The sequence below is a fragment of the Burkholderia sp. 4NA327C6 genome (assembly GCF_005502655.1).
GTDB lineage: Bacteria > Pseudomonadota > Gammaproteobacteria > Burkholderiales > Burkholderiaceae > Burkholderia > Burkholderia contaminans.
In genome coordinates, this window is the sequence record NZ_SCNZ01000071.1 from 1 (window position 1) to 26,216 (window position 26,216).

General features: G+C 67.2%; 27 protein-coding genes and 1 pseudogene. 17 read left to right on the forward strand and 11 right to left on the reverse strand.

Annotation, left to right across the window (positions count from 1 at the left end; translation table 11 throughout):
* Window positions 1–109: 109 nt before the first annotated feature.
* From FFS49_RS38695 to FFS49_RS38705, 3 genes and pseudogenes are all read left to right on the forward strand, one after another.
* Window positions 110–319: pseudogene (locus tag FFS49_RS38695) on the forward strand (zinc-binding dehydrogenase); the annotation flags it as partial.
* A 297-nt stretch (window positions 320–616) separates the two neighbouring features.
* Window positions 617–1,231, forward strand: a complete 615-nt coding sequence (locus FFS49_RS38700) for a LysE family translocator (RefSeq protein ID WP_105815161.1) — start codon at window positions 617–619, stop codon at window positions 1,229–1,231.
* A 110-nt stretch (window positions 1,232–1,341) separates the two neighbouring features.
* Window positions 1,342–1,590 carry a hypothetical protein gene (locus FFS49_RS38705; RefSeq protein WP_039344463.1) on the forward strand — a complete coding sequence of 83 codons (249 nt, stop codon included), beginning with the start codon at window positions 1,342–1,344 and terminating at the stop codon, window positions 1,588–1,590.
* A gap of 60 nt (window positions 1,591–1,650) precedes the next feature.
* On the opposite strand, the gene FFS49_RS38710 is transcribed toward FFS49_RS38705, so the two are convergent.
* The 7 genes from FFS49_RS38710 to pobA all read right to left on the reverse strand — a co-directional run bounded on the left by FFS49_RS38710 (window position 1,651) and on the right by pobA (window position 8,700).
* On the reverse strand, window positions 1,651–3,009 hold the full coding sequence (locus tag FFS49_RS38710) for an MFS transporter (protein ID WP_105815162.1): 1,359 nt from the start codon (window positions 3,007–3,009) through the stop codon (window positions 1,651–1,653).
* Window positions 3,010–3,297: 288 nt separating this feature from the next.
* Window positions 3,298–3,684 carry a 4-carboxymuconolactone decarboxylase gene (gene pcaC / locus FFS49_RS38715; protein WP_046548861.1) on the reverse strand — a complete coding sequence of 129 codons (387 nt, stop codon included), beginning with the start codon at window positions 3,682–3,684 and terminating at the stop codon, window positions 3,298–3,300.
* 10 nt (window positions 3,685–3,694) lie between these two features.
* On the reverse strand, window positions 3,695–4,480 hold the full coding sequence (gene pcaD, locus FFS49_RS38720) for a 3-oxoadipate enol-lactonase (protein ID WP_105815163.1): 786 nt from the start codon (window positions 4,478–4,480) through the stop codon (window positions 3,695–3,697).
* On the reverse strand, window positions 4,480–5,853 hold the full coding sequence (locus tag FFS49_RS38725; protein ID WP_105815164.1) for a 3-carboxy-cis,cis-muconate cycloisomerase: 1,374 nt from the start codon (window positions 5,851–5,853) through the stop codon (window positions 4,480–4,482). Before FFS49_RS38725 ends, pcaD begins: the two co-directional genes overlap by 1 nt.
* Window positions 5,854–5,941: 88 nt before the next feature.
* A complete protein-coding gene (locus FFS49_RS38730; protein WP_034189746.1) occupies window positions 5,942–6,598 on the reverse strand; it encodes a CoA transferase subunit B in 657 nt (218 codons plus the stop codon).
* Between the two features lie 10 nt (window positions 6,599–6,608).
* Window positions 6,609–7,325, reverse strand: coding sequence for a 3-oxoacid CoA-transferase subunit A (locus tag FFS49_RS38735; RefSeq protein WP_039344485.1), 717 nt, complete (start codon window positions 7,323–7,325; stop codon window positions 6,609–6,611).
* Between the two features lie 142 nt (window positions 7,326–7,467).
* Window positions 7,468–8,700 (reverse strand): 4-hydroxybenzoate 3-monooxygenase, encoded by a 1,233-nt coding sequence (gene pobA, locus FFS49_RS38740; protein WP_105815165.1) that lies wholly within the window; start codon window positions 8,698–8,700, stop codon window positions 7,468–7,470.
* A 116-nt stretch (window positions 8,701–8,816) separates the two neighbouring features.
* On the opposite strand from pobA, the gene FFS49_RS38745 reads away from it, so the two are divergent.
* The 3 genes from FFS49_RS38745 (at window position 8,817) to FFS49_RS38755 (ending at window position 11,297) form a co-directional block, all read left to right on the forward strand.
* Window positions 8,817–9,743, forward strand: coding sequence for a LysR family transcriptional regulator (locus FFS49_RS38745; protein ID WP_039344491.1), 927 nt, complete (start codon window positions 8,817–8,819; stop codon window positions 9,741–9,743).
* A gap of 118 nt (window positions 9,744–9,861) precedes the next feature.
* Window positions 9,862–10,494 (forward strand): GTP cyclohydrolase I FolE, encoded by a 633-nt coding sequence (folE, locus tag FFS49_RS38750; protein ID WP_021157584.1) that lies wholly within the window; start codon window positions 9,862–9,864, stop codon window positions 10,492–10,494.
* A complete protein-coding gene (locus FFS49_RS38755) occupies window positions 10,494–11,297 on the forward strand; it encodes an SDR family oxidoreductase (protein WP_039344497.1) in 804 nt (267 codons plus the stop codon). Before folE ends, FFS49_RS38755 begins: the two co-directional genes overlap by 1 nt.
* 43 nt (window positions 11,298–11,340) lie before the next feature.
* Here FFS49_RS38755 and epsC read toward each other — a convergent pair whose 3' ends face one another.
* Both epsC and FFS49_RS38765 read right to left on the reverse strand, forming a co-directional pair.
* On the reverse strand, window positions 11,341–12,261 hold the full coding sequence (gene epsC, locus FFS49_RS43035) for a serine O-acetyltransferase EpsC (RefSeq protein ID WP_039344500.1): 921 nt from the start codon (window positions 12,259–12,261) through the stop codon (window positions 11,341–11,343).
* A 137-nt stretch (window positions 12,262–12,398) separates the two neighbouring features.
* Window positions 12,399–12,632, reverse strand: a complete 234-nt coding sequence (locus FFS49_RS38765; RefSeq protein ID WP_011356723.1) for a hypothetical protein — start codon at window positions 12,630–12,632, stop codon at window positions 12,399–12,401.
* Window positions 12,633–12,910: 278 nt separating this feature from the next.
* Between FFS49_RS38765 and FFS49_RS38770 the strand changes: the two genes are divergently transcribed.
* From FFS49_RS38770 to fnr, 3 genes are all read left to right on the forward strand, one after another.
* On the forward strand, window positions 12,911–13,321 hold the full coding sequence (locus tag FFS49_RS38770) for a DUF3005 domain-containing protein (RefSeq protein WP_105815166.1): 411 nt from the start codon (window positions 12,911–12,913) through the stop codon (window positions 13,319–13,321).
* Between the two features lie 599 nt (window positions 13,322–13,920).
* A complete protein-coding gene (locus tag FFS49_RS38775; protein WP_039344514.1) occupies window positions 13,921–14,388 on the forward strand; it encodes a universal stress protein in 468 nt (155 codons plus the stop codon).
* A gap of 103 nt (window positions 14,389–14,491) precedes the next feature.
* Window positions 14,492–15,238 (forward strand): fumarate/nitrate reduction transcriptional regulator Fnr, encoded by a 747-nt coding sequence (gene fnr / locus FFS49_RS38780; protein WP_137910431.1) that lies wholly within the window; start codon window positions 14,492–14,494, stop codon window positions 15,236–15,238.
* Window positions 15,239–15,291: 53 nt separating this feature from the next.
* On the opposite strand, the gene FFS49_RS38785 is transcribed toward fnr, so the two are convergent.
* The gene (locus tag FFS49_RS38785) at window positions 15,292–16,185 is read right to left on the reverse strand and encodes a LysR family transcriptional regulator ArgP (RefSeq protein ID WP_039344521.1); all 894 of its coding nucleotides are present in this window, start codon (window positions 16,183–16,185) and stop codon (window positions 15,292–15,294) included.
* Window positions 16,186–16,295: 110 nt separating this feature from the next.
* Between FFS49_RS38785 and FFS49_RS38790 the strand changes: the two genes are divergently transcribed.
* The 4 genes from FFS49_RS38790 (at window position 16,296) to FFS49_RS38805 (ending at window position 21,223) form a co-directional block, all read left to right on the forward strand.
* Window positions 16,296–16,916, forward strand: coding sequence for a LysE/ArgO family amino acid transporter (locus FFS49_RS38790; protein ID WP_105815169.1), 621 nt, complete (start codon window positions 16,296–16,298; stop codon window positions 16,914–16,916).
* A gap of 383 nt (window positions 16,917–17,299) precedes the next feature.
* Complete coding sequence (locus FFS49_RS38795) at window positions 17,300–18,247, forward strand: aldo/keto reductase (protein WP_105815170.1); 948 nt, start codon at window positions 17,300–17,302, stop codon at window positions 18,245–18,247.
* Between the two features lie 283 nt (window positions 18,248–18,530).
* Complete coding sequence (locus FFS49_RS38800; protein WP_105815171.1) at window positions 18,531–19,505, forward strand: helix-turn-helix domain-containing protein; 975 nt, start codon at window positions 18,531–18,533, stop codon at window positions 19,503–19,505.
* 152 nt (window positions 19,506–19,657) lie between these two features.
* Complete coding sequence (locus tag FFS49_RS38805; protein ID WP_105815172.1) at window positions 19,658–21,223, forward strand: GMC family oxidoreductase N-terminal domain-containing protein; 1,566 nt, start codon at window positions 19,658–19,660, stop codon at window positions 21,221–21,223.
* 88 nt (window positions 21,224–21,311) lie between these two features.
* On the opposite strand, the gene FFS49_RS38810 is transcribed toward FFS49_RS38805, so the two are convergent.
* Window positions 21,312–22,292, reverse strand: a complete 981-nt coding sequence (locus FFS49_RS38810; RefSeq protein WP_105815173.1) for a helix-turn-helix domain-containing protein — start codon at window positions 22,290–22,292, stop codon at window positions 21,312–21,314.
* Between the two features lie 179 nt (window positions 22,293–22,471).
* Here FFS49_RS38810 and FFS49_RS38815 point away from each other — a divergent pair, with 179 nt between their 5' ends.
* Genes FFS49_RS38815 through FFS49_RS38830 form a run of 4 tightly spaced genes read left to right on the forward strand, consistent with a single transcriptional unit; the run spans window position 22,472 to window position 26,151 of the window.
* Window positions 22,472–23,005 (forward strand): 2,4'-dihydroxyacetophenone dioxygenase family protein, encoded by a 534-nt coding sequence (locus tag FFS49_RS38815; protein WP_039344538.1) that lies wholly within the window; start codon window positions 22,472–22,474, stop codon window positions 23,003–23,005.
* 18 nt (window positions 23,006–23,023) lie between these two features.
* A complete protein-coding gene (locus tag FFS49_RS38820; protein ID WP_105815174.1) occupies window positions 23,024–24,328 on the forward strand; it encodes an MFS transporter in 1,305 nt (434 codons plus the stop codon).
* 1 nt (window position 24,329) lies between these two features.
* Window positions 24,330–25,451 carry a 2,3-butanediol dehydrogenase gene (locus FFS49_RS38825; protein ID WP_105815175.1) on the forward strand — a complete coding sequence of 374 codons (1,122 nt, stop codon included), beginning with the start codon at window positions 24,330–24,332 and terminating at the stop codon, window positions 25,449–25,451.
* Entirely contained in the window at window positions 25,429–26,151 is a 723-nt protein-coding gene (locus FFS49_RS38830; protein WP_105815176.1) for an SDR family oxidoreductase, read from the forward strand. Before FFS49_RS38825 ends, FFS49_RS38830 begins: the two co-directional genes overlap by 23 nt.
* Window positions 26,152–26,216: the final 65 nt, after the last annotated feature.

The window sequence follows — 26,216 nt, forward strand, 5'->3', positions numbered from 1 at the left end:
CGACTGGAAATCAGCGATGAACCAGTTTGCTATCCTGTTCGGCGAGCGATTCACGCAGGCGCGTGGATAACCTGTTGTTCAACCGCCTCGCCCACAAAAATGCGGACAGGTTCGTCTTGCGAGAAAGCGGGACGTCACCTACTCATTTCTCTTCGTACGCCCCGACGGCGCTCAACTCGCCGAAATTGGCAAACTGCTTACGTCCGAACGTATCCATCCCGTGATTGACAAGGTATTTCCGTTTGAACAAGCAAAGGAAGCGCTTGAATACCTAGCCCAAGGACGTGCCAAGGGTAAGGTCGTCGTCAAAATCAAGTAAGGTACCTGCCCCCCGTGTTTCAGGGGGCCACTTCGTCGAGACTGAGAGTCCGCTTATATGCAGCCCTGCGCGCATAGACACGCGCGATGACAACCGCCGATATGTTGCCTTTTATTCAAAGACAACATATTGAGACTGCGGACATCTTTTCTGCGAAACAACATCATCTAAACGTCGCCCCCAACAACAATTCCTCCCCCGTACCGGCATTCGTCAAACCAACTGTACCGGTACTGTACAGAAAACCGTCGCTAAACTGGCCTCCATCCCAGTCCAGAACCGAATGGAGAATCCGCGATGGAATTCCTCACCCTCAGCGCATTGCCCGCCGGCATGCTGTTCGCGCTCGTCACGTCGATCACGCCCGGCCCGAACAACACGATGCTGCTCGCATCCGGCGTCAATTTCGGTTTCCGCCGCACCATGCCGCACCTGTTCGGCATCAGCATCGGCGTCGCGATCCTGATGCTCTGCGTCGGCTTCGGCCTCGGCGAAGCGTTCAAGCGCATGCCGGTGCTGTACACGATCCTCGAAGCGGCGAGCGTCGCGTACCTGCTGTACCTCGCGTGGCGCATCGGCACGTCGGGCGAAGTGAAGGCGCACGGCGGCAAGCCGCGTCCGATGACGTTCATCGAAGCCGCCGCGTTCCAGTGGATCAACCCGAAGGCCTGGATGATGGTGCTGACCGCCGCGACGACGGTCCGCCTGTCCGCCGACTACGGGATGAACGCCGCATGGATGGCCGTCGTGTTCATCCTGATCGGCTTCCCGTGCATCTGCCTGTGGGCCGCTTTCGGCCTCGGCCTGCGCCGCTTCCTGTCGAACCCGCGCGCGCTGCGCATGTTCAACATGACGATGGCCATGCTGCTGATCCTGTCGCTGTACCCGCTGGTCGCGCACCTGCTGGCGTAGTGAGCGCTCACCACGCGCCCGTTGAGATTCGCCCGATGCAGGCGTACCCTTTTGTTACGGGCGCGCCCAACCGTTTCGCCGGTTGCGCCGCTGCTGCCGGGAGAGTGTCGATGAAGCCATTGCTGAGGGCGGGCGAACACATCGAGGGGATGCACTGGATCGCCGAGTATCACCCGCTCACGCACGAGATTCGCGTGCTGCGCGAGGACATCGAGATCGGCATCTACAGCGCGCCGCCGACGATGTTCGGTGAAGAGGAAGACATGGGCGCCGCGAACCTCGCCGATCATCGCGGCCGGGAGGCCGCGCTGCGCGCGTATCTGCGCACTTTCGTGAGGGAACACGACACGGAGGAATAGCCGGCGGCCCGACGGCCGCCGTAGCGGCGGGCCGGCGCATCGCACCGGCCCGCGCTTCGCTCAATGCCCGAGCGATTCGATCTTGCCTGCCGGCTGCGTCACGCCATGCGGCCGCGCCATCTGCTTGATCAGCAGCGCGACACACGCGAGCAAGCCCGCGACGGCGATCGTCGCGAACACGCCCGCGAACGAGAAGTGCCGGCGCGTCAGCTCGGCGACGAGGAACGATCCCGCAATCCCGCCGAAGCGGCCGACGCCGAGCATCCACGCGACACCCGTGCCACGCCCTTCGGTCGGATAGAACGCGGCGGCAAGCGCCGGCATCGACGATTGCGCGGTATTCATCAGCACGCCGGCCACGAACACGATCAGCACGAGCAGCCCGACGTTGCCGGCCGCCTGCCCGATCGCATAGACGCTCACCGCCGTCAGCGCATAGCACACGGCGATCACACGGTTCGCGTTGAAGCGGTCCATCAGCACACCGCACAGCACGGCGCCGACGCCGCCGAGCGGAAACAGCGCGGAGATCAGCGTCGCGCTCTTAGGCGTCAGCCCGGCATCCTTCAGCAGGATCGGCATCCAGTTGATCGACGCGTAGAAGATCACGAGGCCCATGAAGTACGCGAGCCACAGCATCACCGAGCCGACGATATACGAGCGCGACAGCACGACGCCGAGGCCCTTGCCGCCGGTCTGCGGCGCGGCTTCCGTCAGCGCGAACGAGCCGGCGTTCAGCGCATCGCGCGAGATGCGCGCGAGTGTCGCGCGCACCTTGTCGACTGCGTGGTTGTTGGCAACCATGAAGCGCACCGACTCCGGCATCTTCAGCAGCAACAGCACGCCGAGCAGCAGCGGCGTCACGCCGCCGAGGATCAGCACGCTGCGCCAGCCGAAATGCGGAATCATCCATGCGGCGAGGAAACCGCCGAACGCGGCGCCGAGCGGGAAGCCGCAGAACATCAGGTTGATCACGGTCGCGCGGCGCTTGTCCGGGCAGAACTCGCCCATCATCGTGACCGCGTTCGGCATCGCCGCGCCCAGCCCGACGCCGGTGATGAAACGCAGGATCGTCAGGTGCCCGATGGTCGTCGAGAATGCGGACATCAGGCATGCGACGCCGAACAGGAACACCGAGCCGAGCAGCAGCGAGCGGCGCCCGAGCTTGTCGGACAGCGGGCCCGACACGAGCGCGCCGCACGCGAGGCCGAACAGCGCGGCGCTCAGCACCGGTGCGAGATCCGGTTTGGTGAGGTTCCATTCGCCGAGCAGCGACGGCGCGATGAAGCCGATCGCAGCCGTATCGAAGCCGTCGAGCAGCACGATCACGAAACACATGAGGAATACGAGCCATTGAAAACCGCCGAACGGCTGCTCGTTGATGAAGGTCTGGACATCGACCACGGGTGTGCGATTCATCGCTAGTCTCCTGTGTCGATCCAAGTTAGCGCTTTAGCGGTTACCTGGATCCCATGCTTTGCGGTCGACCGGAGTGGGCGCTTCAGCGCTTACTCTGTCCCCATGCAAAGCCACTCTGTTTATAAGCGACGCGGCCTCGGAACCACGTCTTGCCTTTGTTCGCGCACCGGACATCCGGTGCGCCGCGCGCCGATGCTCTGCCGGCGCGTTCATTCATCGTCGAAGCCCGCCACCATCAGCGTGCCTCGACCCAGGCTCGGACTACGCCCGGCAATCAACCGGCCTCACCTAGGCGGCCCCATCCTGCTCCTTGAAGATCTTGTCCGCGAGATGGAACGCGGAGTTCGCAGCCGGCACGCCGCAATAGATCGCGGTCTGCAGCAGCACTTCCTTGATCTCGTCGCGCGTCACGCCGTTGTTGCGCGCGGCGCGCAGATGCAGCGCCAGTTCCTCGCCGCGGTTCAGCGCCACCATCATCGCGATGGTCAGCAGGCTGCGCGTATGGCGCGGCAGGCCGTCGCGCGTCCAGATCTCGCCCCATGCATAGCGCGTGATCAGGTTCTGGAATTCGTCGGTCACCTCGGTGCGGTTCTCGAGTGAACGGTCGACGTGCGCGTCGCCGAGCACCGCGCGGCGCACCTTCATCCCTGCTTCATAACGTTCCTGGTCGTCCATCGCCGGTGCCTCACGCGGTCAGGAAATCGAGCAGCGCGCGGTTGAAGCCGTCGGTGCACTCGATGTTCGAAATATGCGCGGCGTCGAATTCGACGTGCTGCGCACCCGGAATCGCGGCGGCCAGCGCGCGGCCCTGGTCGGGCGGCGTCGACACGTCCTTCGCGCCGGTCACGACGAGCACCGGCAGCGCGATGCCTTTCACCTCTTCGCGCAGGTCGGCTGCGTTCAGCGCGTCGCAGTTCGCTGCGTAGCCGTCCTTGTCGGTATGCACGAAGGTGTCGCGGATCGCATCGAACAGGCGCGGCTCACGTTCGACGAACGCGTCGGTGAACCAGCGCGGCAGCACGGCGTCGGCGAGCGCGGCCATCCCTTCGGCACGCGCCTTCTGCGCCCGCGGCGCCCACACTTCCGGCGAGCCGATCTTCGCGGCGGTGTTCGACAGCACCGCGCGAACGATGCGCGACGGGAAGCGTGCGGCCAGCGCAGCACCCGTCAGCCCGCCCATCGAGATCCCGCAGAAATGCGCGCGCGCGATGCCGACGTGGTCGAGCAGGCCGATCACGTCGCCGGCGAGCTGCTCGATCGTGTACGAACCGGCCGGCGCGTCGGAATGGCCGTGGCCGCGCGTGTCGTAGCGCAGGATGTTGAAGTGCTGCGTGAGCGGACGGATCTGCGGCGCCCACATCTGCAGGTCGGCGCCGAGCGAGTTCGAGAAGACGAGCCACGGCGCGTCGTCGCGCGCCGCACGGTCGATCCGGTAATGCAGTTTCACGCCGTTGACAGTGGCGAAAGGCATCAATGTTCTCCTGGTGATTGCGCGCCCGCATGCAGCGCGAGCACGGCGTCGACGTAGGCCTGCGCCTCGCCGACGTAATGAGCGGGATCGAGCAGCCGCGCGAGCGCGTCGCGCGACAGGTGGGCCGACACGGTCGCATCGGCGGCGAGCACGTCGAACAGTGTCGCGCCGGTACGTACGGCTTCCTTCGACGCATGTTCGACGACGTGATGCGCGTCGAGCCGGCCGATCTTGTCGCCGAGCGCGAGCATCACCGCTTCGCCGAGAATCAGCCCGCGGGTCAGGTCGAGGTTCGCGGTCAGGCGTTCGGTGTTCACGTCGAGGCCCGCGACGATCTGCGCGATCTGCGCCAGCGCGCCGCCGGTCAGGCGCGCGAGATCGGGCAATGCATCCCACTCGGCCTGCCAGCCGCCGAGCGCGCGTTCGTGTTCCTGCACCATGCCCGCGAACACCGTCGCGACGAGGTTCGGCGCGCGCACGGCGGCCGTCAGCACGGCTGCGCAGCCGACCGGGTTGCGCTTGTGCGGCATCGTCGACGAGCCGCCCTTGCCGGCGGCGGCCGGCTCGCCGAGCTCGCCGACTTCGGTCTGCATCTGCAGCGACACGTCGCGCGCGATCTTGCCGAGCGTGCCCGTCAGCATCCCGAAGCAGGATGCGGCTTCCGCAATGCGGTCGCGCTGCGTGTGCCACGGCACGGCCGGCGCCGCGAGCTTCAGGTCCGCCGCCAGCGCGGCCGTGACGCCGGCCGCCTGCTCGCGCAGGCTCGCGAGCGTGCCGGCCGCGCCGCCGAACTGCAGCACGAGCGCACGCTCGCGCAACTCGGCGAAGCGCGCGCGATGGCGCAGCAACGCATCGAGCCATTGCGCGAATTTCAGGCCGAGCGTGATCGGCAGCGCCTGCTGCAGCCACGTGCGGCCGATCATCGGCGTCGCGCGATGGGTGCGCGCGAGCGCCGCGAGCGATGCGCATGCTTCGTCGAGCATCGGCTCGAGCACGTCGAGCGTGTCGCGCAACTGCAGCACGGTGGCGGTATCGATGATGTCCTGGCTCGTCGCACCCCAGTGCACGAACTTCGCGGCCTCGGGGTCGTCGGCCTTCACCTGCGCGGTGAGCTGCCTGACGAGCGGAATCGCGAGATTGCCGCCGAGCGCCGCGCCGTGCGCGAGCGCGTCGGCGTCGAGCCGGCTCGCATCGCACGCGCGTTCGATCGGCGCAACCGCGGCGGCGGGAATCACCTGCTGCGCGGCGAGCGCACGCGCGAGCGCGGCTTCGACGTCGAGCATTCGCTGGATCGTCGCACGGGGCGACCAGATCCGGTTGAGCGGCTCGGTGCCGCAGATGAGGGAGGTCAGACGGGCGCTGTCTTCGAGCATGGCATCAGATTGGGGAAACGGCGTGCGCCTATTGTCCACCCAAGCGTGCCGGCCTGCGCGCAAGCGCACGCGCCGGCACGCTCGCGGTTCAGGCAGCGGCCTTTTGCGTCGCGTCGATCAGCGGCACGCCGGTCAGCTTCTGCAGCTCGTCGAACGACAGGTCGGTGAAGATCTCGCTCACGGCAAGGCCGTCGGCCGTCACGTCGAGCACGGCGAGATCCGTATAGATGCGGCTCACGCACTGCACGCCGGTGACCGGATACGAGCACTGCGCGACGATCTTGCTCTCGCCCTGCTTCGTCAGGTGCTCCATCATCACGAATACCTGCTTCGCGCCGATCGCGAGGTCCATCGCGCCGCCGACCGCCGGAATCGCGTCAGGCGCACCCGTATGCCAGTTCGCAAGGTCGCCGGTCGCCGAAACCTGGAACGCGCCGAGCACGCAGTAGTCGAGGTGGCCGCCGCGCATCATCGCGAACGAATCCGCGTGGTGGAAATACGCACCGCCGGTGAGCAGCGTGACGTGCTGCTTGCCGGCATTGATCAGTTCGTCGTCTTCCTCGCCGGGCGCGGGCGCGGGGCCCATGCCGAGCAACCCGTTCTCGCTGTGCAGGAAGATCTCCTTGCTCGGATCGAGGTGGTTCGCCACCAGCGTCGGCACGCCGATGCCGAGGTTCACGTACGCGCCTTCGGGGATGTCCTGGGCGACGCGCTTGGCCATTTCATCGCGGGTCAGTCGTTTCATGTCGGTTTCCTCAGGCGGCTTGGGACGTGGCGTGTTCGGCGGCCAGCTCGGCCGCATGCGCGGCCTGCGGCACCTCGACGATGCGCTGGACGAAAATGCCCGGCGTCACGATGTGCTCCGGGTTCAGCGCGCCGAGCGGCACGACTTCCGACACCTGCACGATCGCGACCTTCGCGGCGCTGGCCATGATCGGCCCGAAGTTGCGTGCCGTCTTGCGATACACGAGATTGCCCCAGCGATCGCCCTTGTACGCCTTCACGAGCGCGAAATCGGCGTGGATCGGCGTCTCGAACACATACGGCTTGCCGTCGATCACGCGCGTTTCCTTGCCTTCCGCGAGCTTGGTGCCGTAGCCGGTCGGCGTGAAGAAGCCGCCGATGCCGGCGCCCGCCGCACGGATGCGCTCCGCGAGGTTGCCCTGCGGCACGAGCTCCAGCTCGATCTCGCCGGCGCGGTACAGCCCGTCGAATATCTGCGAATCGCTCTGGCGCGGGAACGAGCAGATGATCTTGCGCACCTGCTTCGCCTTCAGCAGCGCCGCGAGGCCGGTTTCGCCGTTGCCCGCGTTGTTGTTGACGATCGTCAGGTCGCGCGCGCCCTGTTCGATCAGCGCGTCGATCAGCTCGGACGGCATGCCTGCCGTGCCGAAGCCGCCGATCATGATTGTCGCGCCGTCGTGGATGTCGGCCACCGCCGACTGAAGCGATTCGAAAATCTTGTTGACCATGTCTCTTCCTGATACGAACCCGCGGCTCGATGCGCGGCCTGTCGAGGGGACACGCGCGTGCCGCGTGCCGCGCCGGGGCCGATGTCGATCCCGGTTTTGTTCGCTATTCGAACTGAGATTCGATTAGCGAACGATGGGCCGATCATAGAGTCGTGCACAGCGCGTTGTCAAGGCGGGTTGCCTCGGGGGGTGTCGCATCGTCGAACGGCAGCCCGACGTAGTTTTCCGCGAGTGCCTGCGCGGCGGCCCGCGAGCGCGTCACGTATTTCAGCTCCGCAAACTTCAGGCGATTGACGAACGGCGAGTCTTCCGGCGACGAATGCAGCATGTTCGTCATGAAGTACGAGAAGTGCTCGGCGCGCCACACGCGCTCGAGGCAGGTCGCGGAATACGTGTCGAGCAGCGTCGCGTCGCCGTTGCGGTAGCGCGCACCGAGCGCGCGGGACAGCGCGCGGACGTCGGCCACCGCCAGGTTCATCCCCTTCGCGCCGGTCGGCGGCACGATGTGCGCGGCGTCGCCGGCAAGGAACAGGCGCCCGTGCTGCATCGTCTCCGACACGAAGCTGCGCATCGGCGTCACGCTCTTCTGCGTGATCCGGCCCTCGGTCGGCGTCCAGCCCGTGTCGTTCGAGAAGCGCGTGTGCAATTCGTCCCAGATCCGCGTGTCGGACCATTCGGCGAGGTCTTCGTCGGGCTTGCACTGCAGGTACAGGCGAGTGACCGTCGGCGAGCGCATCGAGAACAGCGCGAAACCGTTGTCGTGATGCGCGTAGACGAGTTCGTCGAGCGACGGCGCCGCGTCGGCGAGAATGCCGAGCCACGCGAACGGATAGACGCGCTCGAACGTGTTCAATCGTTCCGCCGGAATCGTCTGGCGCGCGATGCCGTGAAAGCCGTCGCAGCCGGCGATGTAGTCGCAGTCGATGCGGTCTTCGCGGCCGTCGGCATGCTTGAACGTGACGAACGGGTGCTCGCCTTCGACGTCGTGCAACGCGACGTCGCTCACCTCGAAGTGCATCGCGTGGCCATGCTCGACGCCGGCCGCGATCAGGTCGCGCACCACTTCGTGCTGGCTGTAGACGGTGATCGCGCGCCCGCCGGTCAGCTCGGACAGGTCGATGCGGTGGCGCTGGCCCGAGAACAGCAGTTCGATGCCGTGATGTTCGAGCCCTTCGCGGCGCATCCGGTCGCCGAGGCCGGCTTCGTTCAGCGTGTCGACCGTGCCCTGCTCCAGCACGCCGGCGCGGATGCGGTTCTCGCAGTATTCGCGGGAACGCGCTTCGACGAGGATGGAATCGACGCCTTGCAGGCGCAACAGATGGGAAAGCAAAAGGCCGGACGGACCGGCGCCGATGATGGCGACCTGGGTGCGCATTGTTCGTCTCCTGAACATTAATTCGAATCGTCGAACACATTTGAGCGCTTTCCCGACTATGCGGCAACGCGATTCAGGAGATATGTTGTATACGTTTTGACGATACTGGCCTGGCGATGGATGCGCTCGATCTGAACCTCATTCCCTACCTCGTCGCGCTCGACGACACGCGCAACGTGAGCCGCGCGGGCGACCTGCTCGGCGTCAGCCAGCCGCGCGTGAGCACGGCGCTCGGGCGCCTGCGCGAGTACTTCGGCGATCCGCTGTTCGTGCGCACGTCGCGCGGGATGGAGCCGACGCCGCGTGCGCTCGCGCTGCTGCCGGCCGCGCGCGACGCGCTCGCGCAGATCGAGCGCGGCCTCGTCGCGCCGCACGACTTCGACCCGGCCGCGAGCACGCATACGTTCTCGATCGCGCTGTCGGACGTCGGCGAGATCGTGTTCCTGCCGAAGCTGCTGCAGGCGTTCGCGACGCGCGCACCGCACGCGAACCTGCGCTCGGTCTCGCTCGCGCACGACGAAGTCGGGCGTGGCCTCGAAGCCGGTTCGATCGATCTCGCGGTGGGCTACTTCCCGGATCTCGACGGCAACAACTTTTTCCAGCAGCGCTTGTTCACGCACCGGTTCGTGTGCCTGATGCGGCGCGGCCATCCGTTCGAGCAGGCGCCGCCGTTCACGGTCGAGCAATTCCTCGGCTGCGGGCACGCGGTCGTGCGCGCCGAAGGGCGCAGCCAGGAAGTACTCGAGAAATATCTCGCGAAGCAGCGCATGCAGCGCCGCGCGGTGCTCGAGACGCCGCACTTCATGAGCCTGCCGTTCATCCTGAGCCGCACCGACCTGATCGCGACGGTGCCGCATGCGATCGGCTATGCGTACGCGGCCGAGCACGCGTTCATCGTGCCCGTCGAGCCGCCGCTGGCGCTGCCGCGCTTCGACCTGAAGCAGCACTGGCATCGCAAGTATCACAACGATCCGCGCACTGCGTGGCTGCGCGGCGTCGTCGCGTCGCTCTTCAACGACGAACAGGACGAATGGCCGAAGTGAGCGCCGGGGCATGTTCACGCGAAGAGCGGGCCCCCGGCCGCACACGCGCCCCGCGAAAGCATGAAACAATGCCCGGATTCCGCGCCGCCCCGGCGGCAGCATTCGATGGAGCAGATAGATGGCTAAAAAGAAGTCCGCGCGGCCCGAACCGGCTGCATCCCGCCCGAGCCGTGAAGAAGCGGAAGACGCCGTTCGCGTGCTATTGCGCTGGGCCGGCGACGATCCCGCGCGCGAAGGCCTGATCGACACGCCCGCACGGGTCGTGCGCGCCTATGAGCAGTTCTTCGCCGGCTATGCGCTGGAGCCGCGCGACATCCTCGCGCGCACGTTCAGCGAAGTCGACGGCTACGACGAAATGATCGTGCTGAAGGACATCCGCTTCGAGAGCTACTGCGAGCACCACATGGTGCCGATCATCGGCCGCGCGCACGTCGCGTATCTGCCGAATCATCGCGTGGTCGGTATCTCGAAGCTCGCGCGCCTCGTCGACGCGTTCGCGAAGCGCCTGCAGATCCAGGAAAAGATGACCGTGCAGATCGCCGACACGCTGTTCGACGTGCTGCAGCCGAAGGGCGTCGGCGTGATCCTCGAAGCCGCGCACCAGTGCATCTCGACGCGCGGCGTGCACAAGCCTGGCGTCGAGATGGTGACGTCGCGCATGCTCGGCACGTTCCGCACCGATCCGTCGACGCGGCGCGAATTCCTGTCGATCGTCGCCAATCCTTCTTCAGTCAACCTGACGAATACGTAATGGAGCAGACGAAGCAAGCGGCGCACGCGCCCGTCGTGCTCGTGACCGGCGCCGCGCGCCGGGCCGGGCGCGCGTTCGCCGAGTATTTCGCCGCGCACGGCTATCGCACCGCGGTGCATTACGACCGTTCGGCCGATGCCGCGCAGGCAGCGGCCCGTGCGATCGCCGAACGCGGGCACGATTCGGTCGCGCTGCAGGCCGACCTGTCGGACGCCGCGCAGATCACCGCGCTGATCGACCAGGTGTATGCGCGCTTCGGGCGCCTCGACGTGCTCGTCAACAACGCATCGGTGTTCTGGCAGGACCATTTCCCGAGCTTCGACCTCGCGGCATTCGACCAGGCGTGGGCCGTCAACTGCCGCGCGCCGATCCTGCTCACGCGCGCATTCTACGAACGGGCCCGCGCGACCGGCACGCAGGGTGTCGTGGTGAATGTGGTCGACCAGAAGATCAAGGAAAACTTTCACCGCGACCATTTCAGCTACACGGTCGCGAAGGCCGCGCTCGGCAACCTCACGCAGATGCTTGCGCTGTCGTCCGCGCCGGTGCTGCGCGTGAATGCGGTGTTCCCCGGGCTGATGCTGCCGAGCGACGACCAGACGCAAGCCGACTTCGAACACGCGAGCCGCGCATCGACGCCGCTCGCGCGCATCGCGGGCCCGGACGACGTCGCGAGCGCGATCCTGATGCTGACGGGCAACGCGTACAACGGCGTGGATTTCGTCGTCGATGCGGGGCAGAACCTGATCCGCGTCGACCAGGACGTGCTGTACAAGCACCGCGCGCCCGACGGCAAGCACTGACCGGTGCGCGAGGGCGGCCGGCAGCCGTCGGCCGCGCGCCGCGTTACGGCTTGTCGGCGCTCCCGCCTTCTCGAACCTTGCCCTGCGCGACGCTCGTGCCGGGCGGCACGCTGTGCGTGAGCCACACGTTGCCGCCGATCACCGAGCCGCGCCCGATCGTCACGCGACCGAGAATCGTCGCGCCCGCGTAGATCACCACGTCGTCCTCGACGATCGGGTGCCGCGCATTGCCCTTGACCAGCGTACCTTCGCCATCGGCCGGGAAGCTCTTCGCGCCGAGCGTGACGGCCTGGTACACGCGCACGCGCTCGCCGATGATCGCCGTCTCGCCGATCACGACGCCCGTGCCGTGGTCGATGAAGAAGCTCGGGCCGATCTGCGCGCCGGGGTGGATGTCGATGCCGGTAGCCGAGTGGGCGATTTCATTGATGAATCGCGCCAGCAGCGGCACGCCCAGCTGGTGCAGCGCATGCGCGAGCCGGTGATGCATCATCGCCAGCACGCCGGGGTAGCACAGCAGGATCTCGGTGATGTGCTGCGCGGCCGGATCGCCCGCATACGCAGCCTGGATATCGCTGACGAGCAGCGCGCGGACGGCCGGCAACTGCCGGCCGAATTCGCGCGCGATTTCGAACGCGCGTTCGTCGAGCTCGGCGAACGGCGTATCGACATGCTCGGGCAGGAACGGCAACGCGCGGCGGATCTGTTCGGACAGAATGCGCAGCGTGCTTTCGAGCGTGTGGCCGACGTAGAAGTCGACGCTTTCGTCGGTCAGATCCGGTGCGCCGTAGTGCGTCGGAAACATCGACGCGCGCAGGCCATTCACAATCTTGCAGATCGCGTCGCGCGACGGCAGCTCGCGAATGCCGCGCGGATGACGCGTGCGATGGAGTTCCTCGCGCGACTCGCGCAAGCCGGCAACGATTTCTTCAAGGCCCCACTGACGGGCGGGTGATGTCGACATATGCCAATGCAGGCAGCCACGCTCGGTCGCACGGCCGCTAATAAAGTGACGGGTTCCACAAGATTACCGCGTTTTCCGTCCGGGAGCGGCACGCCGGGGATCGGCCGGACGGCCGACGGCACTGGATCGCAGCGGCGTCAGATCGTGATGCTGCTCGCGTCGATCCATCGCACGGCCCAGTCGCGCGCGTGCGCGATCGCGTCGCCTTCGTCGTTGAACTGGAGCTCGATCGGGAAAAAACGGTTCGCGACGAGTTCCCCGTCGCTCGATCGGGAGATCACGACATAGGGTTTGAACGAACCGTCACTGGCGCGCGCGGGCGCGCAGTTCAACAGATAACCGCGGTGCGTGAAGGCAGTAGTCGCTTGCATGAATCCGCCACCTCAAGTCCCTTGCTTTGTTGTTCACTACCCGTCTTTAAGGGTGCTGCGGCCCCCCGGCGCGGGCAGAGGCGGCGCGACTGCATCCCCTGTCGCCGCTTCGCAGGAAAAGAATCATACTCTGTAGAAAACGCGTCTTCTAGCTGAAATAAATCATGACAAATCAGTGCGCGTCGCGCGACCGCGGCGATCGCCCGCGCGCCTTTTCCCGTCACGCCCGGAACGGGATTTGCTTCGATCCGGCACGCTTCGCCGCGAGGAGAGCCGCGATGGAATCATCCGGTCAAACCGCTCGTTCGCGTCCGCGCAGCATCGAGCTCGACAACGACGACACGCACGACAGCACGGTCGACACCGACGGCAAGAACCGCGAGGCGGCGCGCCTCGCCGGCGGCGGGCCGATCTCGCCCGACGAAATCACACGCGGCAACGCGTCGCTCGTCAATGCGATGCCGGAAGCCGGCGACGGCTTCGCCGGTTTCGACAGCCGCCCCGGCGGCAATCATCCGGCGTTCGCGCTGCGTGCCGGCTACATGGTGATCGAGAAGGGCTTCGACGCGCCGCCGCCCATGAGCGATGCGCTGTTCGGCCCCGTCCACCGGATGTACGGCAGCACGCACTGGCCCGGCCACCAGCGGCGGCCGGAGCGCGTCTTCGAGCTGACGACCGTGCCGAGATAGCCGGCGCGGCGTTTGAATCGATCGTTCGTTTGCGGATCGGTACCGGTCGACGGCCGATGGCTGGGGATCGGCGTACGCCCTTGCTGCGTGCCGACCGTGTGCCGGTCACCGCGCGATGCAAAAGCGAACGATTCCGCGCGGCGACACCGGCGGTGTCATGCATGCGGTGGATCGCAGCGACGCACTTGCATTGATCGAGGTCATGTCGAAACGGCGCGATTGCGATTGAATGGCGATGCGGGCAATGCATCCGCGCGACCGTCGCGTTGTGTCGATGCGATCGGCGTGCGCGGCGAAGCATGTGCATGTGCCGCGTGTGCGTGTGCGTGTGCCACATGCGACACCGATGCGCGCGCATGCCTTCCCGTCGACGATGCAGACGACAGCGGCCATCATGTCGCACGGCACGCGTCACCCTGCGCAGCATGCGCCGGGTACATGGCCGTGCGCCGCGGAAACGGAAGCGCCGCCGCGCTGCACGACAGGCACCTCACTGCAAATTCCCGACCATTGGTTTACTCTGCCTCGCAGCATTGCGCATTGCCCAGCCTGATCGGCCATCCGGCCGACTTCGTTTCAACCCGCCACTCGGAGACACTATGTACAAGCGTATTCTGGTTGCCGTCGACGGCAGCGACACGTCCCGCCATGCGTTCGATGCCGCGCTGGCGCTCGCGAAATCGCACGGCGCCGAGCTGCAACCGTTCTACGTCGTCGAGAACGCCGCGATCTACTACAACGTGCCGGGCTACGATCCGTCCGTGCTGCGCGATCAGCTCGTCGCGCAGGGCAACGCGCTCGCGAAGGATTTCACCGCGCTGATGCAGGCAGCCGGCGTGAAGGGCGAGACGAAGCTCAGCGAAGCGACGTCGCTCAACGACGTGTCGTCGCTGATCCTCGACGGCGCGAAAGCGTTCGATGCCGATCTCATCGTGCTCGGCACGCACGGCCGCCGCGGGTTCCGCCGTCTCGTGCTGGGCAGCATCGCCGAGCAGTGCGTGCGCCACGCGACGCTGCCCGTGCTGCTGATTCCGGCAGCCGCCAACGTCGACGAACCGGCCGCGTAAGCAGCGTTCGGCATGCGCGAGCAGTCGCGACGTTTTGTCACCCGACAGCGGCAAGTTGCGGTGGGACAATGATTCCGTCGATTCAACGCCGGAGTAAACGATCATGCTGACGCCCGTCGCCACACGTCCCGCCGCCACGCCTCATACCGGTAGCTGGGCTCCCCGCCAGGCAGCGCACTGCTCGTCGTGCGCAATGCGGCACCTGTGCATGCCGCAGGGCCTGGCGCCCGAAGCGCTCAGCCGCCTCGAGTCGGTCATCTGCGCAGCGCGCCCCGTCAAGCGCGGCGAAGCGCTGTTCCGTGAAGGCGACGCATTCGACAACCTGTACGCGGTGCGCTCGGGTTCGCTGAAAACCGTCGCGACGCGCCACGACGGCCGCGAGCAAGTCACCGGCCTGCATCTCGCCGGCGAAGCGCTCGGCCTCGACGGCATCTGCGACGACACGCATCCGCGTACCGCGGTCGCGCTGGAAGACAGCTCCGTCTGCGTGATCCCGTACAGCGCGCTCAAGGCGCTGTGCTCGGAAGCCGGTTCGATGCAGTTGCGCATGCACAAGCTGATGAGCGAACAGATCGTGCGCGAAACGTCGCAAACGATGCTGCTCGGTTCGCTGAATGCGGAAGAACGCGTCGCCGCGTTCCTGCTCGACGTCTCGTCGCGCTACCTGAAGCGCGGTTACTCGCCGTCGGAATTCAACCTGCGGATGACGCGCGAAGACATCGGCAGCTACCTCGGCATGACGCTCGAAACGGTCAGCCGCACGCTGTCGAAATTCCAGAAGCGCGGCCTGATCGAAATGCAGGGCCGCCACGTCCAGATCATCGATTTCGACGGCCTGCATCACGTCTGAGGTGATGCCGCACGGCGCGCGCCTCTCGCGCGCCGCCTGAATCGCACAATCGGTCAATCGAGAAACAGCGCGGCGCGCGCCTTCAGCGCCGCGCTGAAATCGTCGAGCCAGCCGATCGACAGACGCCAGCTTTGCCAGTAAAGGTCGATGTCGATCGTGCGCCCGCGCGACATGTCGACCAGTTCACCCGCCGCCAGTTGGCGGTCGACCATCCGGTCCGGACACATCCCCCATCCCAATCCCGTCTCACACGCACGCAGGTAGCCCGCGACGTGCGGTATCCAGTGCTGCGGCGGATCGAGATCCGCGCGCGTCACGCGCCGGATGAAACGCGCCTGCAGCCCGTCCTTCGGATTGAACATCACGCACGGCGCGCGGCGCAGTGCATCGCGCGTGATGCCCGCACCGAAATAGCGTTCGTAAAACGCCGGCGAGCACACCGCGCGATAGCGGATGCGCCCGAGCCGCTCCGACCGGCATCCCTGGATCGGCTCGGCCTGCGCGGTCACGGCGCCCTGCACGCTGCCGTCGCGAATGCGTGAAGCCGTGTAGTCCTGGTCGTCGATCACGAGGTCGAGCAGCGTCTCGCGCTCCGTGCAGAACGGCCCGACCGCGTCGATGAACCACGTCGCGACGCTGTCGTCGTTGACGGCCACGCGCAATGTCGGCCATGCGCTCGCGATCTGGCCCGGCAGCGCCGGCATCCGGCCGCCCAGCTCGGCCTCGAGCAGTTGCACGCGCTCGGTATGCCGGCACAGCAGCGCACCCGACGTCGTCGCAACGCACGGCTGCCCGCGCTTCACGAGCACGCTCCCCACCCGCTCCTCCAGCAGTTTGACCCGCTGCGACACGGCCGACGGCGTGACGTTCAGCTCCTTGGCGGCCCGCTCGAACGAGCCGTGCCGGATCACGGCCGCGAGGGCATCGAGCAACGCGTAGTCGAGCATTAGATTTCCTTAATCGGCATTAGGTGAATTAGCTTCTCTTATTTTCACGCTGACCGCAGACTAGCGCTACCCGATTCATCCGTCTACTGCTTCCACCGTTGTCACCCACCATGAACTGGCTCGCTTTTTCCCACGGCGCCGCGCTTTGCGGATCGCTCATCGTCACCATCGGCGCGCAGAACGCCTTCGTGCTGCGGCAGGGCATCATGCGCTCGCACGTCGGCAAGATCGTGCTGCTGTGCGCCCTGTCCGACATGATCCTGATCGGCGCGGGCGTCGGCGGCGCATCGGTGCTCGTCGAACGCTACCCGACCTTCGTCCACGCGGTGCTGTACGTCGGCCTCGCGTATCTCGCCTGGTTCGGCATCAACGCGCTGCGCCGCGCGTTCAAGCCCGGCCACGAAACGCTCGACGTGCGCGGCAACGCAGTGGCGCCGCCGCCGCAGAGCGGCCTCGCGATCGTACTGATGACGCTCGCGTTCACGTGGCTCAACCCGCACGTGTATCTCGACACGTTCCTGCTGATCGGTACGGCCGGCGCACGCGAGCCGGAAGGCGCACGGCTCGCATTCGCGATCGGCGCGATGTCGGTCAGCGTCGTGTGGTTCCTCGGGCTCGGCTACGGCGCGCGGCTGCTGGCGCCGTGGTTCCGCAAGGCCACTGCGTGGCGCGTGCTGGATGGCGCGATCGGCAGCATGGTGCTGTTTCTCGCGGCGGTACAGTTGCGCTGACCGGCTCGCCAACGCGCGGGCGGCTGCTTGCCGCCCGTCGTCCCGCCCACTTCGGCGCAACGCCGGAGCCTCCACCTTCCCCTTCGTCACCGCTTCCGCCCGCGCGCCGCTGCGCGCTCCGTCTCGCCAACCGCGACAAAAATCGGTTCCCGATCGAACGCAGCCGCACGAAGCACTCACGCAACGGACGAGGTGTCCGTCATCTGCGTCGAGCCGTCCGCCATCGCGGCCGCGCGCCGCCTGCACGAATCGGCGCGATGGGCGAGAATGTCCGGCGTCCCGCGACAACGGCGCGACCACACCACGTACCTGTCGTCTCGCCGCGAACGCGCCGGCCCATCCCGCAGTTCCATTCCGTCACCCCGCAGCAATCGGAGCAGAACATGGCACTACGCACCCTTGGCACGTCGAACATCCAGGTTTCGCCGCTCGCGTTCGGCGGCAACGTCTTCGGCTGGACCGTCGACGAGAACACGTCGTTTGCGCTCCTCGACGCGCTCGCCGACACCGGCATCAACTTCATCGACACGGCCGACGTCTATTCGGCCTGGGCGCCCGGCAACAGCGGCGGCGAATCGGAAACGATCATCGGCAAATGGCTCAAGCGGTCCGGCAAGCGCGAGCAGGTCGTGATCGCGACCAAGGTCGGCCTGCTGGGCACGCGCGCGGGGCTGACTCGCGACAACATCCTGAAAGCCGCCGACGATTCGCTGCGCCGCCTGCAGACCGACTACATCGACCTGTATTTCTCGCATCGCGACCTTGCCGATACGGCCCCGCTCGAAGAAACGCTCGGCGCCTATCAGACGCTGATCGACGCGGGCAAGGTGCGGATCATCGGCGCGTCGAACTACAGCGGCGCACGCCTGCGCGAAGCGGCCGACATCAGCCAGCGCGACGGCCTGCCCGCGTACCAGGTCATCCAGCCCGAGTACAACCTGCTCGACCGCGCCGACTACGAACGCGATCTCGAACCGGTCGTGCGGGACCTGAAGCTCGGCGTCGTCAACTACTACGCGCTCGCGAGCGGGTTCCTGTCGGGCAAGTACCGCAGCGAGGCCGACCTGAAGAAGAGCGTGCGCGGCGATCGCGTCGCCGGGTATCTCAATGAACGCGGGCTGCGCATCCTCGCCGCGCTCGATGCGGTAGCCGAGAAGCACGGCACGCAGCCGGCCGCCATCGCGCTCGCATGGCAGATCGCGCGGCCGACGATCACCGCGCCGATCGCGAGCGCAACGTCGCTGGTGCAGCTGGCATCGCTGGGCGAAGCGATCCGCGTTCAGCTCGATCAGGATGACATTCGCCGGATCGATGAGGCGAGTGCGGCCTGAAGTCGTCGGCAGCAGGCCGGTCGATCGGATCGCGCAGTCCGCGCGGCTCCGTGACCGGCCTGTGTCGTGTGCGTACCGAAATGCACGCTGCCTAGACGAAAACCGTCGTCGTGTTTTGATCGACACGGCCGCTTGTGTTGCCTCAGCCGGACATCGACCGCACACGCAGCCGCAACGCCCCGCTGCAAGCGCATCACGCCCCCGTCCCGGGTCTTTCACGGATTGACCACGCTCTCCGCCATGCCCGAGACTGCGCCGCTCGAGCGGTCATTGGGAGAACGTCATGCCGGACACCAGCACGGAGATCGCCACGATCTCGACGCGCGCCGTGCGCGGCCACGAACGCGTCGACTTCTGGGTCGACCATGTCGCTCGCACGCTCGTGCGGATCGAATGCAGCGGCAAGTCGTCCGAAGGTATCGACGCGTCGCTGCGCAAGCGCGATCTCGGGCTGTTCGGCGCCTGCGACATCGTCGCGAACCGGCACGCGGTCGTGCGCACGCCGCACAACATCCATGCGGACCAGCGCGACGCCGTGTTCATCTGCCTGATGCACGCCGGGCAAGGCTATACGTTCCAGGACGTCGACTGCATGCAGCACGGGCCCGGCGACCTCGTCCTCTACGACACGTCGATGCCGTACGGCCACGGCTTTCCCGCCGACATGGCGATGACCGTGCTCGACGTGCCGCGTCACGTGTTCGAAGCGCGCGTCGGCCCGTGGCGCTACCGCAGCCTCGTCAAGATCGACCGTGACGACGGCGTCTCGTCGTGGGCCGTGCGGCAGGTCTATGCGCTGCTCGCCGCGCCGCAGGAGCCGACGCCCGATGCGCGCGAACAGCGTGCCGCCGCGATCCTCGATCTCGTGCAATCGATGCTGCGGCTGCGCGACGGCGACGCGTCGCCGACCAAATCGACCGTCCACACGCTGTCGCGCGCGAAGGCGTTCATCGACAGCCATCTCGCCGACGACGATCTCGACAGCCAGTCGGTGAGCCGCGCGATCAACCTGTCGCCGCGCCAGCTTGCGCGGGTCTTCGAAATCGAAGGAATGCCGCTCACGCGCTACATCCTCGCGCGGCGGCTCGAACGCTGCCGCGCCGACCTGCGCGACCGGTCGCTGAAACACCTGACGGTCAGCGAGATCGCGTTCCGTTGGGGCTTCAACAACAGCGCACACTTCAGCCGCAGCTATCGCGCGCGCTTCGGCGAGACACCGAGCGATACGCGTGCACCGGCGCTCACCGACGCACGATAGTCCGCCGCCGCCCTCCGCCCGCCCGCCGCCGCGTCCCTGCGAGGCAAGCACGGCGTCCGTTCCGGTCAAATGGGGCCGCATAGCGGTCGCTAAGCTGGCTTCCTGCGCGGCGGCACTCGTTTCGCCGCCCGACAGCAAGGAGAAGAAACGGGATGGAGACGTATGACCATATCGTCGTCGGCGGCGGTTCGGCCGGCTGCACGGTCGCGCACCGGCTCGTGAAGGCCGGCAGGCGCGTGCTGCTGCTCGAGGACGGCCCGAAGGACGACAACCTGTTCATCCGGATTCCGGCAACCTTCATCCGTGTGCTCGGCACGCGGCGCACAGTCACGTTCGAGAGCGAGCCGCAACCCGGCGCGGCGGGCCGCAAGACCTACGTGCCGCAGGGCCGCACGCTCGGCGGCGGCAGTTCGGTCAACGCGATGCTGTACGTGCGCGGCACGCGCGACGACTACGACGACTGGGCCGCGCTCGGCTGCACCGGCTGGGGTTGGGACGACGTGCTGCCCGTGTTCAAGCGCGCCGAATCGCACCTGCGGCTCTCCGAGCCGTTCCACGGCACCGATGGGCCGTTGAAGGTCGGCGACACACGCTTCCGGCATCCGCTGAGCCTCGCGTTCGTGAAGGCCGCGCAGGAAGCGGGCATCGCATACAACGACGATTTCAACGGCGCGGCGCAACATGGCGTCGGCTTCTATCACACGACGATCTTCGACGGGCAGCGCGGCAGCACCGCGGCCACCTATCTCGCCGACGCGATCCGCCACCCGAACCTGCGCGTGCTGACCGGCTGCCGCGTCACGCGCATCCGGTTCGACGACCGGCGTGCAACCGGCGTCGAATGGCGGACGGAAAGCGGTGCGACCGGTTCGGCCGCCGCGCGCGCCGACGTCGTGCTCGCGGCCGGCGCGCTCAGTACACCGAAGCTGCTGATGCTGTCGGGCATCGGGCCCGGCGCGCACCTGCACGCGCACGGCATCGACGTGCTGCACGACAGCCGCGACGTCGGCGCGAACTACCAGGATCATCTCGAAGTCTCGATCTACGGCCACAGCCACGCACCGGTCAGCCTGCTGGGCGAGGATCGCGGGCTGAAGGCGCTGCGCCACGGGCTGCAGTGGATGCTGTGCCGCACGGGCCTGCTGACCTCGAACGTCGTCGAATCCGGCGCCTTCGTCGACACGACCGGCAGCGGCCGCCCGGACGTCCAGTTCCACGTGCTGCCGACGCTCGTCGGCGACGTCGATCGCGCGCCGCTGCCCGGCCACGGCCTGTCGATCAACCCGTGCCTGCTCAGGCCGCGCTCGCGTGGCTCGGTGCAACTGCGCGGCAACGATCCGGCCGCGCCGATCCTGTTCGACAGCGGCGCGCTGTCCGACCCGGCGGATGTCGACGGCCTCGTGCGCGGCGTCGCGCTTGCGCGCCAGATCATCCGCGCGCCGTCGCTTGCACGCATCGTGCGTGAAGCCGAGACGCTGACCGATGCTGCGCTCGCCGACTATGTGCGGCGTCGCGCGAAAACCGTCTATCACCCGGCCGGCACCTGCCGCATGGGCAACGACGCGCATGCGGTCGTCACGCCGCGCCTCGCGGTGCAAGGCGTTGACGGGTTGCGGATCTGCGATGCATCGGTGATGCCGCGCATCGTGTCCGGCAACACGAACGCGCCGACGATCATGATCGCGGAGCGCTGTGCGGCGTTCATGCTGGCGGAGTAATGCAACACGGCGCGCTGGCGCTTTCGTTCACGAAAAAAAACGGCGCGTGAGACACGTGCCGCCGCTTCATCTGCATCGACTGCCGCAATCAACGCCCGCCCGCCCGCGCCGCCTCGCGCAGCGCCATCGGCGACGCGCCGTACCGCTCGCGAATCGCACGGCTGAAATGAGCCTGGCTCGAAAACCCCCAGCGAAACGCGATTTCGCCGACGCTCGTCTTGCGCAGCCGCGCATCGGTCAGCTCGCGATACGCATGCGACAGCCGCTCCGACCAGATATGCTGCGTGATCGACTCGCCTTCTGCCGCGAAGAGGCGACTCAGATGCCGCAGCGACAGCCCGACCGCGTCCGCGACGGCCTGCGGCCCGAGCTCCGGGTCGCCGAGATGCGTCGCGATGTGCTGCTTCGCGGTCAGCAGATACGACAGCGACGCACGCGACGCGCCTGCCCCGTTCACCTCCGCATCGATGAGTTCCGCGATCAGCGTGCGCGTGTGTTCGGCGAACCGCGCGGCGTCACGCTCGACCGGATCCTTCATGAACCGCTCGACGCTCGCGCGCAAGGTCGCGCCGAGCATCGCGCTCGCGCCGGGTTTCGGCGCGATCCGCAACGGCAGCGCCGCCAGTTCCGCATCGAACCGGTCGTCGAACGTCGTGATCGGGATATCGATCAGCAGCTGCCGCATCGGCGTCAGGAATCCGAACAGATAGGGCACGCGCGTGTCGTAGACGACGACATCGCCGGCATCCGCGAGCAGGCAGCGGTCCCGCTGGATGAAATACGCGCGCCCGCTCAGGATCTGGCACGCGAACAGCGACTCCTTCGGCAACTGGCGCACCAAAGCGGGGCTGCGCTCGATCACGTGATCCTGGCCGCTGATGTCCGCGATGCCGAGGCCCGGCAACGCGATGTCAGTCTTCTCGACTTCGAGCCCGGCCGGCGACAGCGACGAACAGCGCAGCCCGACCAGCGTCGCCGCATTGAACGCATCCCAGTACGCCATCCTGTCGCGCGCCGGCACGTCGGCCGTCGAGCCTCGCGTGCGGGAAAAAACGGTCGTATTCGTCACGTCGCCTCCTGCGGGCGCCTGTCGTGCGGAGCAGCACGGATTTGGGGGATGGTTCGTCTGGATTCTGGTGCGATGCAATGTCCGGCGCGGTCAAGCAATTCGTCCAGCCCAGTCAAGAGCGGCGCGCACCGGCTGGCTAAAGTCGAGCCCACGACAACCGATACCCAAGGAGACAGACCGTGGTCGACAAAGCCGTAGCCGAATTCTGGCAAAACATTGCGCCGATTGCCAATCCGTTCAAGCCCGATGCGCTGCCCGAAGCGTACATCGCGAACGCGGCCACCGACGACGAGCGCTATTACGTTCCGTTCACCGAAACGGTTTCGTCACGGCCGCTGTGGATCTCCCCGTCGCAGAACAAATGGTGCGACATCCTGATGGCCAAGGAAGCCGGGCTCGTGAACCGGCACTATCACCCGCACGAGGTGTTCGCTTACACGCTGTCAGGCAAGTGGGGTTATCTGGAGCACGAATGGACCGCGACACGCGGCGATTTCGTGTACGAGACGCCGGGCGAAGGCCACACGCTCGTCGCGTTCGATCATCCGGAGCCGATGCGCGCGTTCTTCATCGTCAAGGGGCCGCTGATCTGGCTCGACGAAGCGGGCAACCCCGACGGCTATTTCGACGTGCACTCGTACATCGCGATGTGCAAGGCGCATTACGAAAAGGTCGGCCTCGGCGCGCAAGCGATCGAGAAGCTGTTCCGCTGACGTGCGGCGAGGCTCACCATGACATCCTCCACCTCTTCCCGATCCGCGTGGACGTATGAGAACAGGCTGCTGCTGATCCTGTTCATGACGTTCGGCTTCGTGTTCTTCGACCGCCTCGCGCTGTCGTTCCTGTTCCCGTTCATGTCGGCCGAACTGCACCTGACGAACACGCAGCTCGGCATGGTGTCGTCCGCGCTCGCGCTCACATGGGCACTGTCCGGCGCCGCGACGGGCGCGTGGTCCGACGCGCGCGGCACGCGCAAGCCGCTGCTGATCGCGGCCGTGCTCGGCTTTTCCGTGTGCTCGGCGCTGTCGGGGCTCGTCGGCGGCTTCGCGAGCCTGATCGCGTTCCGCGCGCTGATGGGCATCGCCGAAGGCCCCGTGCTGCCGCTGTCGCAATCGCTGATGGTCGAAAGCTCGACGCCGAGCCGCCGCGGGCTGAACATGGGCCTGCTGCAGGGCTCCGCCGCCGGACTGCTCGGCGCGATGATCGGCCCGCCGGTGGTCATCGGCATCGCGACCGCGTACGGCTGGCGCGAAGCGTTCTACGTATCGTGCGTTCCGGGCTTCCTGATCGCGTTCTGCATCTGGCGCTGGGTGCGCGAAGTGCCGCCCGGCGGCGTGCGGCACGCGCAGGCCGAACCCGCCGGCGCACCGGCCGAGAGCGGCGCGGCAGTGAGCCGCTGGGCGTTGCTGAAGGAGCGCAACATCCTGCTCTGCATGCTGATCAGCTGCTTCTTTCTCACGTGGTTCGTCGTGATCATCTCGTTCGCGCCGGTATTCCTCGTGGAAAGCCGCCATCTTTCGCCGTCCGGCATGGGCGTCGTGATGACCTGCCTCGGCGCCGCGTGGGTGTTCTGGGGCTTTGCGGTGCCGGCAATCTCCGACCGGATCGGCCGCAAGCCGACGATGATCGCGTTCGCGCTGATCGCGGCCGTGTGCCCGGTCGTGATGATCCATGCCGGTTCGCTGTGGGCGCTCGGCGCGCTCGTGTTCGCCACGTACACGGGCCTCGGCTGCTTCACGCTGTTCATGGCGACGATCCCGGCCGAAACGGTGCCGCCGCGCGCGATCGCCAGCGCGCTCGGGCTGATCATGGGCGCGGGCGAGCTGATCGGCGGCTTCGTTGCGCCGACGGTCGCCGGCTTCGCGGCGGACAAGTACGGCCTGCAGTTCGCGATGTGGACGTCGGCCGCCGGCGCGATCCTCGCGTGCGTGCTGTCGTTCGGCCTCGTCGAGACCGCGCCCGCCGTGCTGCGCAAGCGCGCACCCGCCGGCTCGGCCACAAGTCGCCTCGATGCACACAACCTCGGAGGACGCTGACATGCGGGCACTTCAATGGCATGGCCCGCGTGACGTCCGTCTCGTGGAAATCGACACACCGCGCGTCGGCCCCGGTGACGTACGCATCGCGGTCGCGTATTGCGGGATCTGCGGCAGCGACCTGCACGAATATGCGGACGGCCCGCATGCGATCCCGGTCGACACGCCGCATCCGCTGTCGCGTCGCACCGCGCCGCTGACGCTCGGCCACGAGTTCTGCGGCACCGTCGTCGAAGTCGGTAGCGACGTGACGGCGCTGCGCGCGGGCGATCGCGTCGCGGTCGAGCCCGAGTATCGCTGCCACCAGTGCGCGTACTGCCGCTCGGGGTCGTACAACCTGTGCGTGTCGATGGGCTTCGCCGGGCTGATGGGCGACGGCGGCATGGCCGACTTCGCGGTCGTGCCGGCGTACATGCTGCATCGCCTGCCTGACGCCGTGAGTCTCGAGCAGGCCGCGGTGATGGAGCCGGCGGCCGTCGCGCTGCACGCGTTGCGGCGCGGCGAACTGCGGCTCGGCGAGACCTGCGCGGTATTCGGGCTCGGGCCGATCGGGCTGCTGCTGATCATGCTCGCGAAGCTGCAAGGGGCGACCACGATCGTGGCCGTCGACGTCTCGCCCGAACGGCTCGCGGCAGCCACGCGCTTCGGCGCAACGCATACGTTCGATGCCCGCGCACCCAGCGCACCCGCGCTACAGGACGCGATTCGCGCGGCAACGGGCGGGCTCGGCGTCGACGCGAGCTTCGAAGCGGCCGGGCTGCCGGCCACGTTCGAAGCGGCGATGCAGGCACTGCGCAAGGGCGGCCGCGTCGTGATGGTCGGCCTGATGCCGCACGCCGGCTTCGACGCGTTCCGCGCAGTCAATGACGAGCTGACCTTCACGGCGAGCGTCGGCTACCGGCATGCGTACGAAGACCTGCTGCGCATCGTCGCGTCGGGCGCGCTCGACCTCACGTCGATCGTCACGCGCACCGTGTCGCTCGAAGACGCCGTCGCCGACGGCTTCGACGCGCTGCTCGCCGACCGCGCGCAGATCAAGATCCTCGTTTCACCCGCGCAACGGCCGGCCCGTCGCGCGCACACCATCGGGAGCGTCGAGCATGAGTCGTCAGTGGGCGTTTGAGGGCCGGTCCGTCGTCGTGACGGGCGGCACGTCGGGCATCGGTGCGCGCACGGCGATGCGGTTCGCGCAAGCCGGCGCGTCGGTCGTCGCGCTCGGGCTCGATGCGGCCGGCCCGCATGCGCCCGTGCATGCAGGCATCCGCTGCGTGGAACTCGACGTGACCGACAGCGATGTGCTGACCCGCACGATCGCGGCGCTGCCGCGGCTCGACGTGCTCGTCAACGGCGTCGGCATCAGCCGGCACGCGGACGAGTACCGGATGGACCAGTTCGAACTCGTGCTGAACGTGAACCTGACGTCGGTGATGCGGGCATCCGACGCCGCACGGCCGGCACTGTCGGCCAACGGCGGCAGCATCGTCAATGTCGCGTCGATGTACACGTACTTCGGCAGCAAGGATCGCCCCGCATACAGCGCGAGCAAGGGCGGTATCGCGCAGCTCACGCGCTCGCTCGCGCAGGCGTGGGCCGATCGCGGCATTCGCGTGAACGCGGTCGCGCCCGGCTGGATCGACACGCCGCTCAGCAGCGGCCTGAAGGCCGACATGCAGGCGTCGCGCCGCATCCTCGAACGCACGCCGCTCGGGCGTTGGGGCACGGCCGACGAAGTCGCGGACGTGATCCTGTTCCTGTGCTCGCCCGGTGCGTCGTTCGTGACCGGCGCGGTCGTGCCGGTCGATGGCGGGTATTCGACGGTCTAGCACACGGCCCAACGCGTATCGCGGGCATCGGCAAGCCGGTTGCTTCCGCCGATGCCCGTCACACA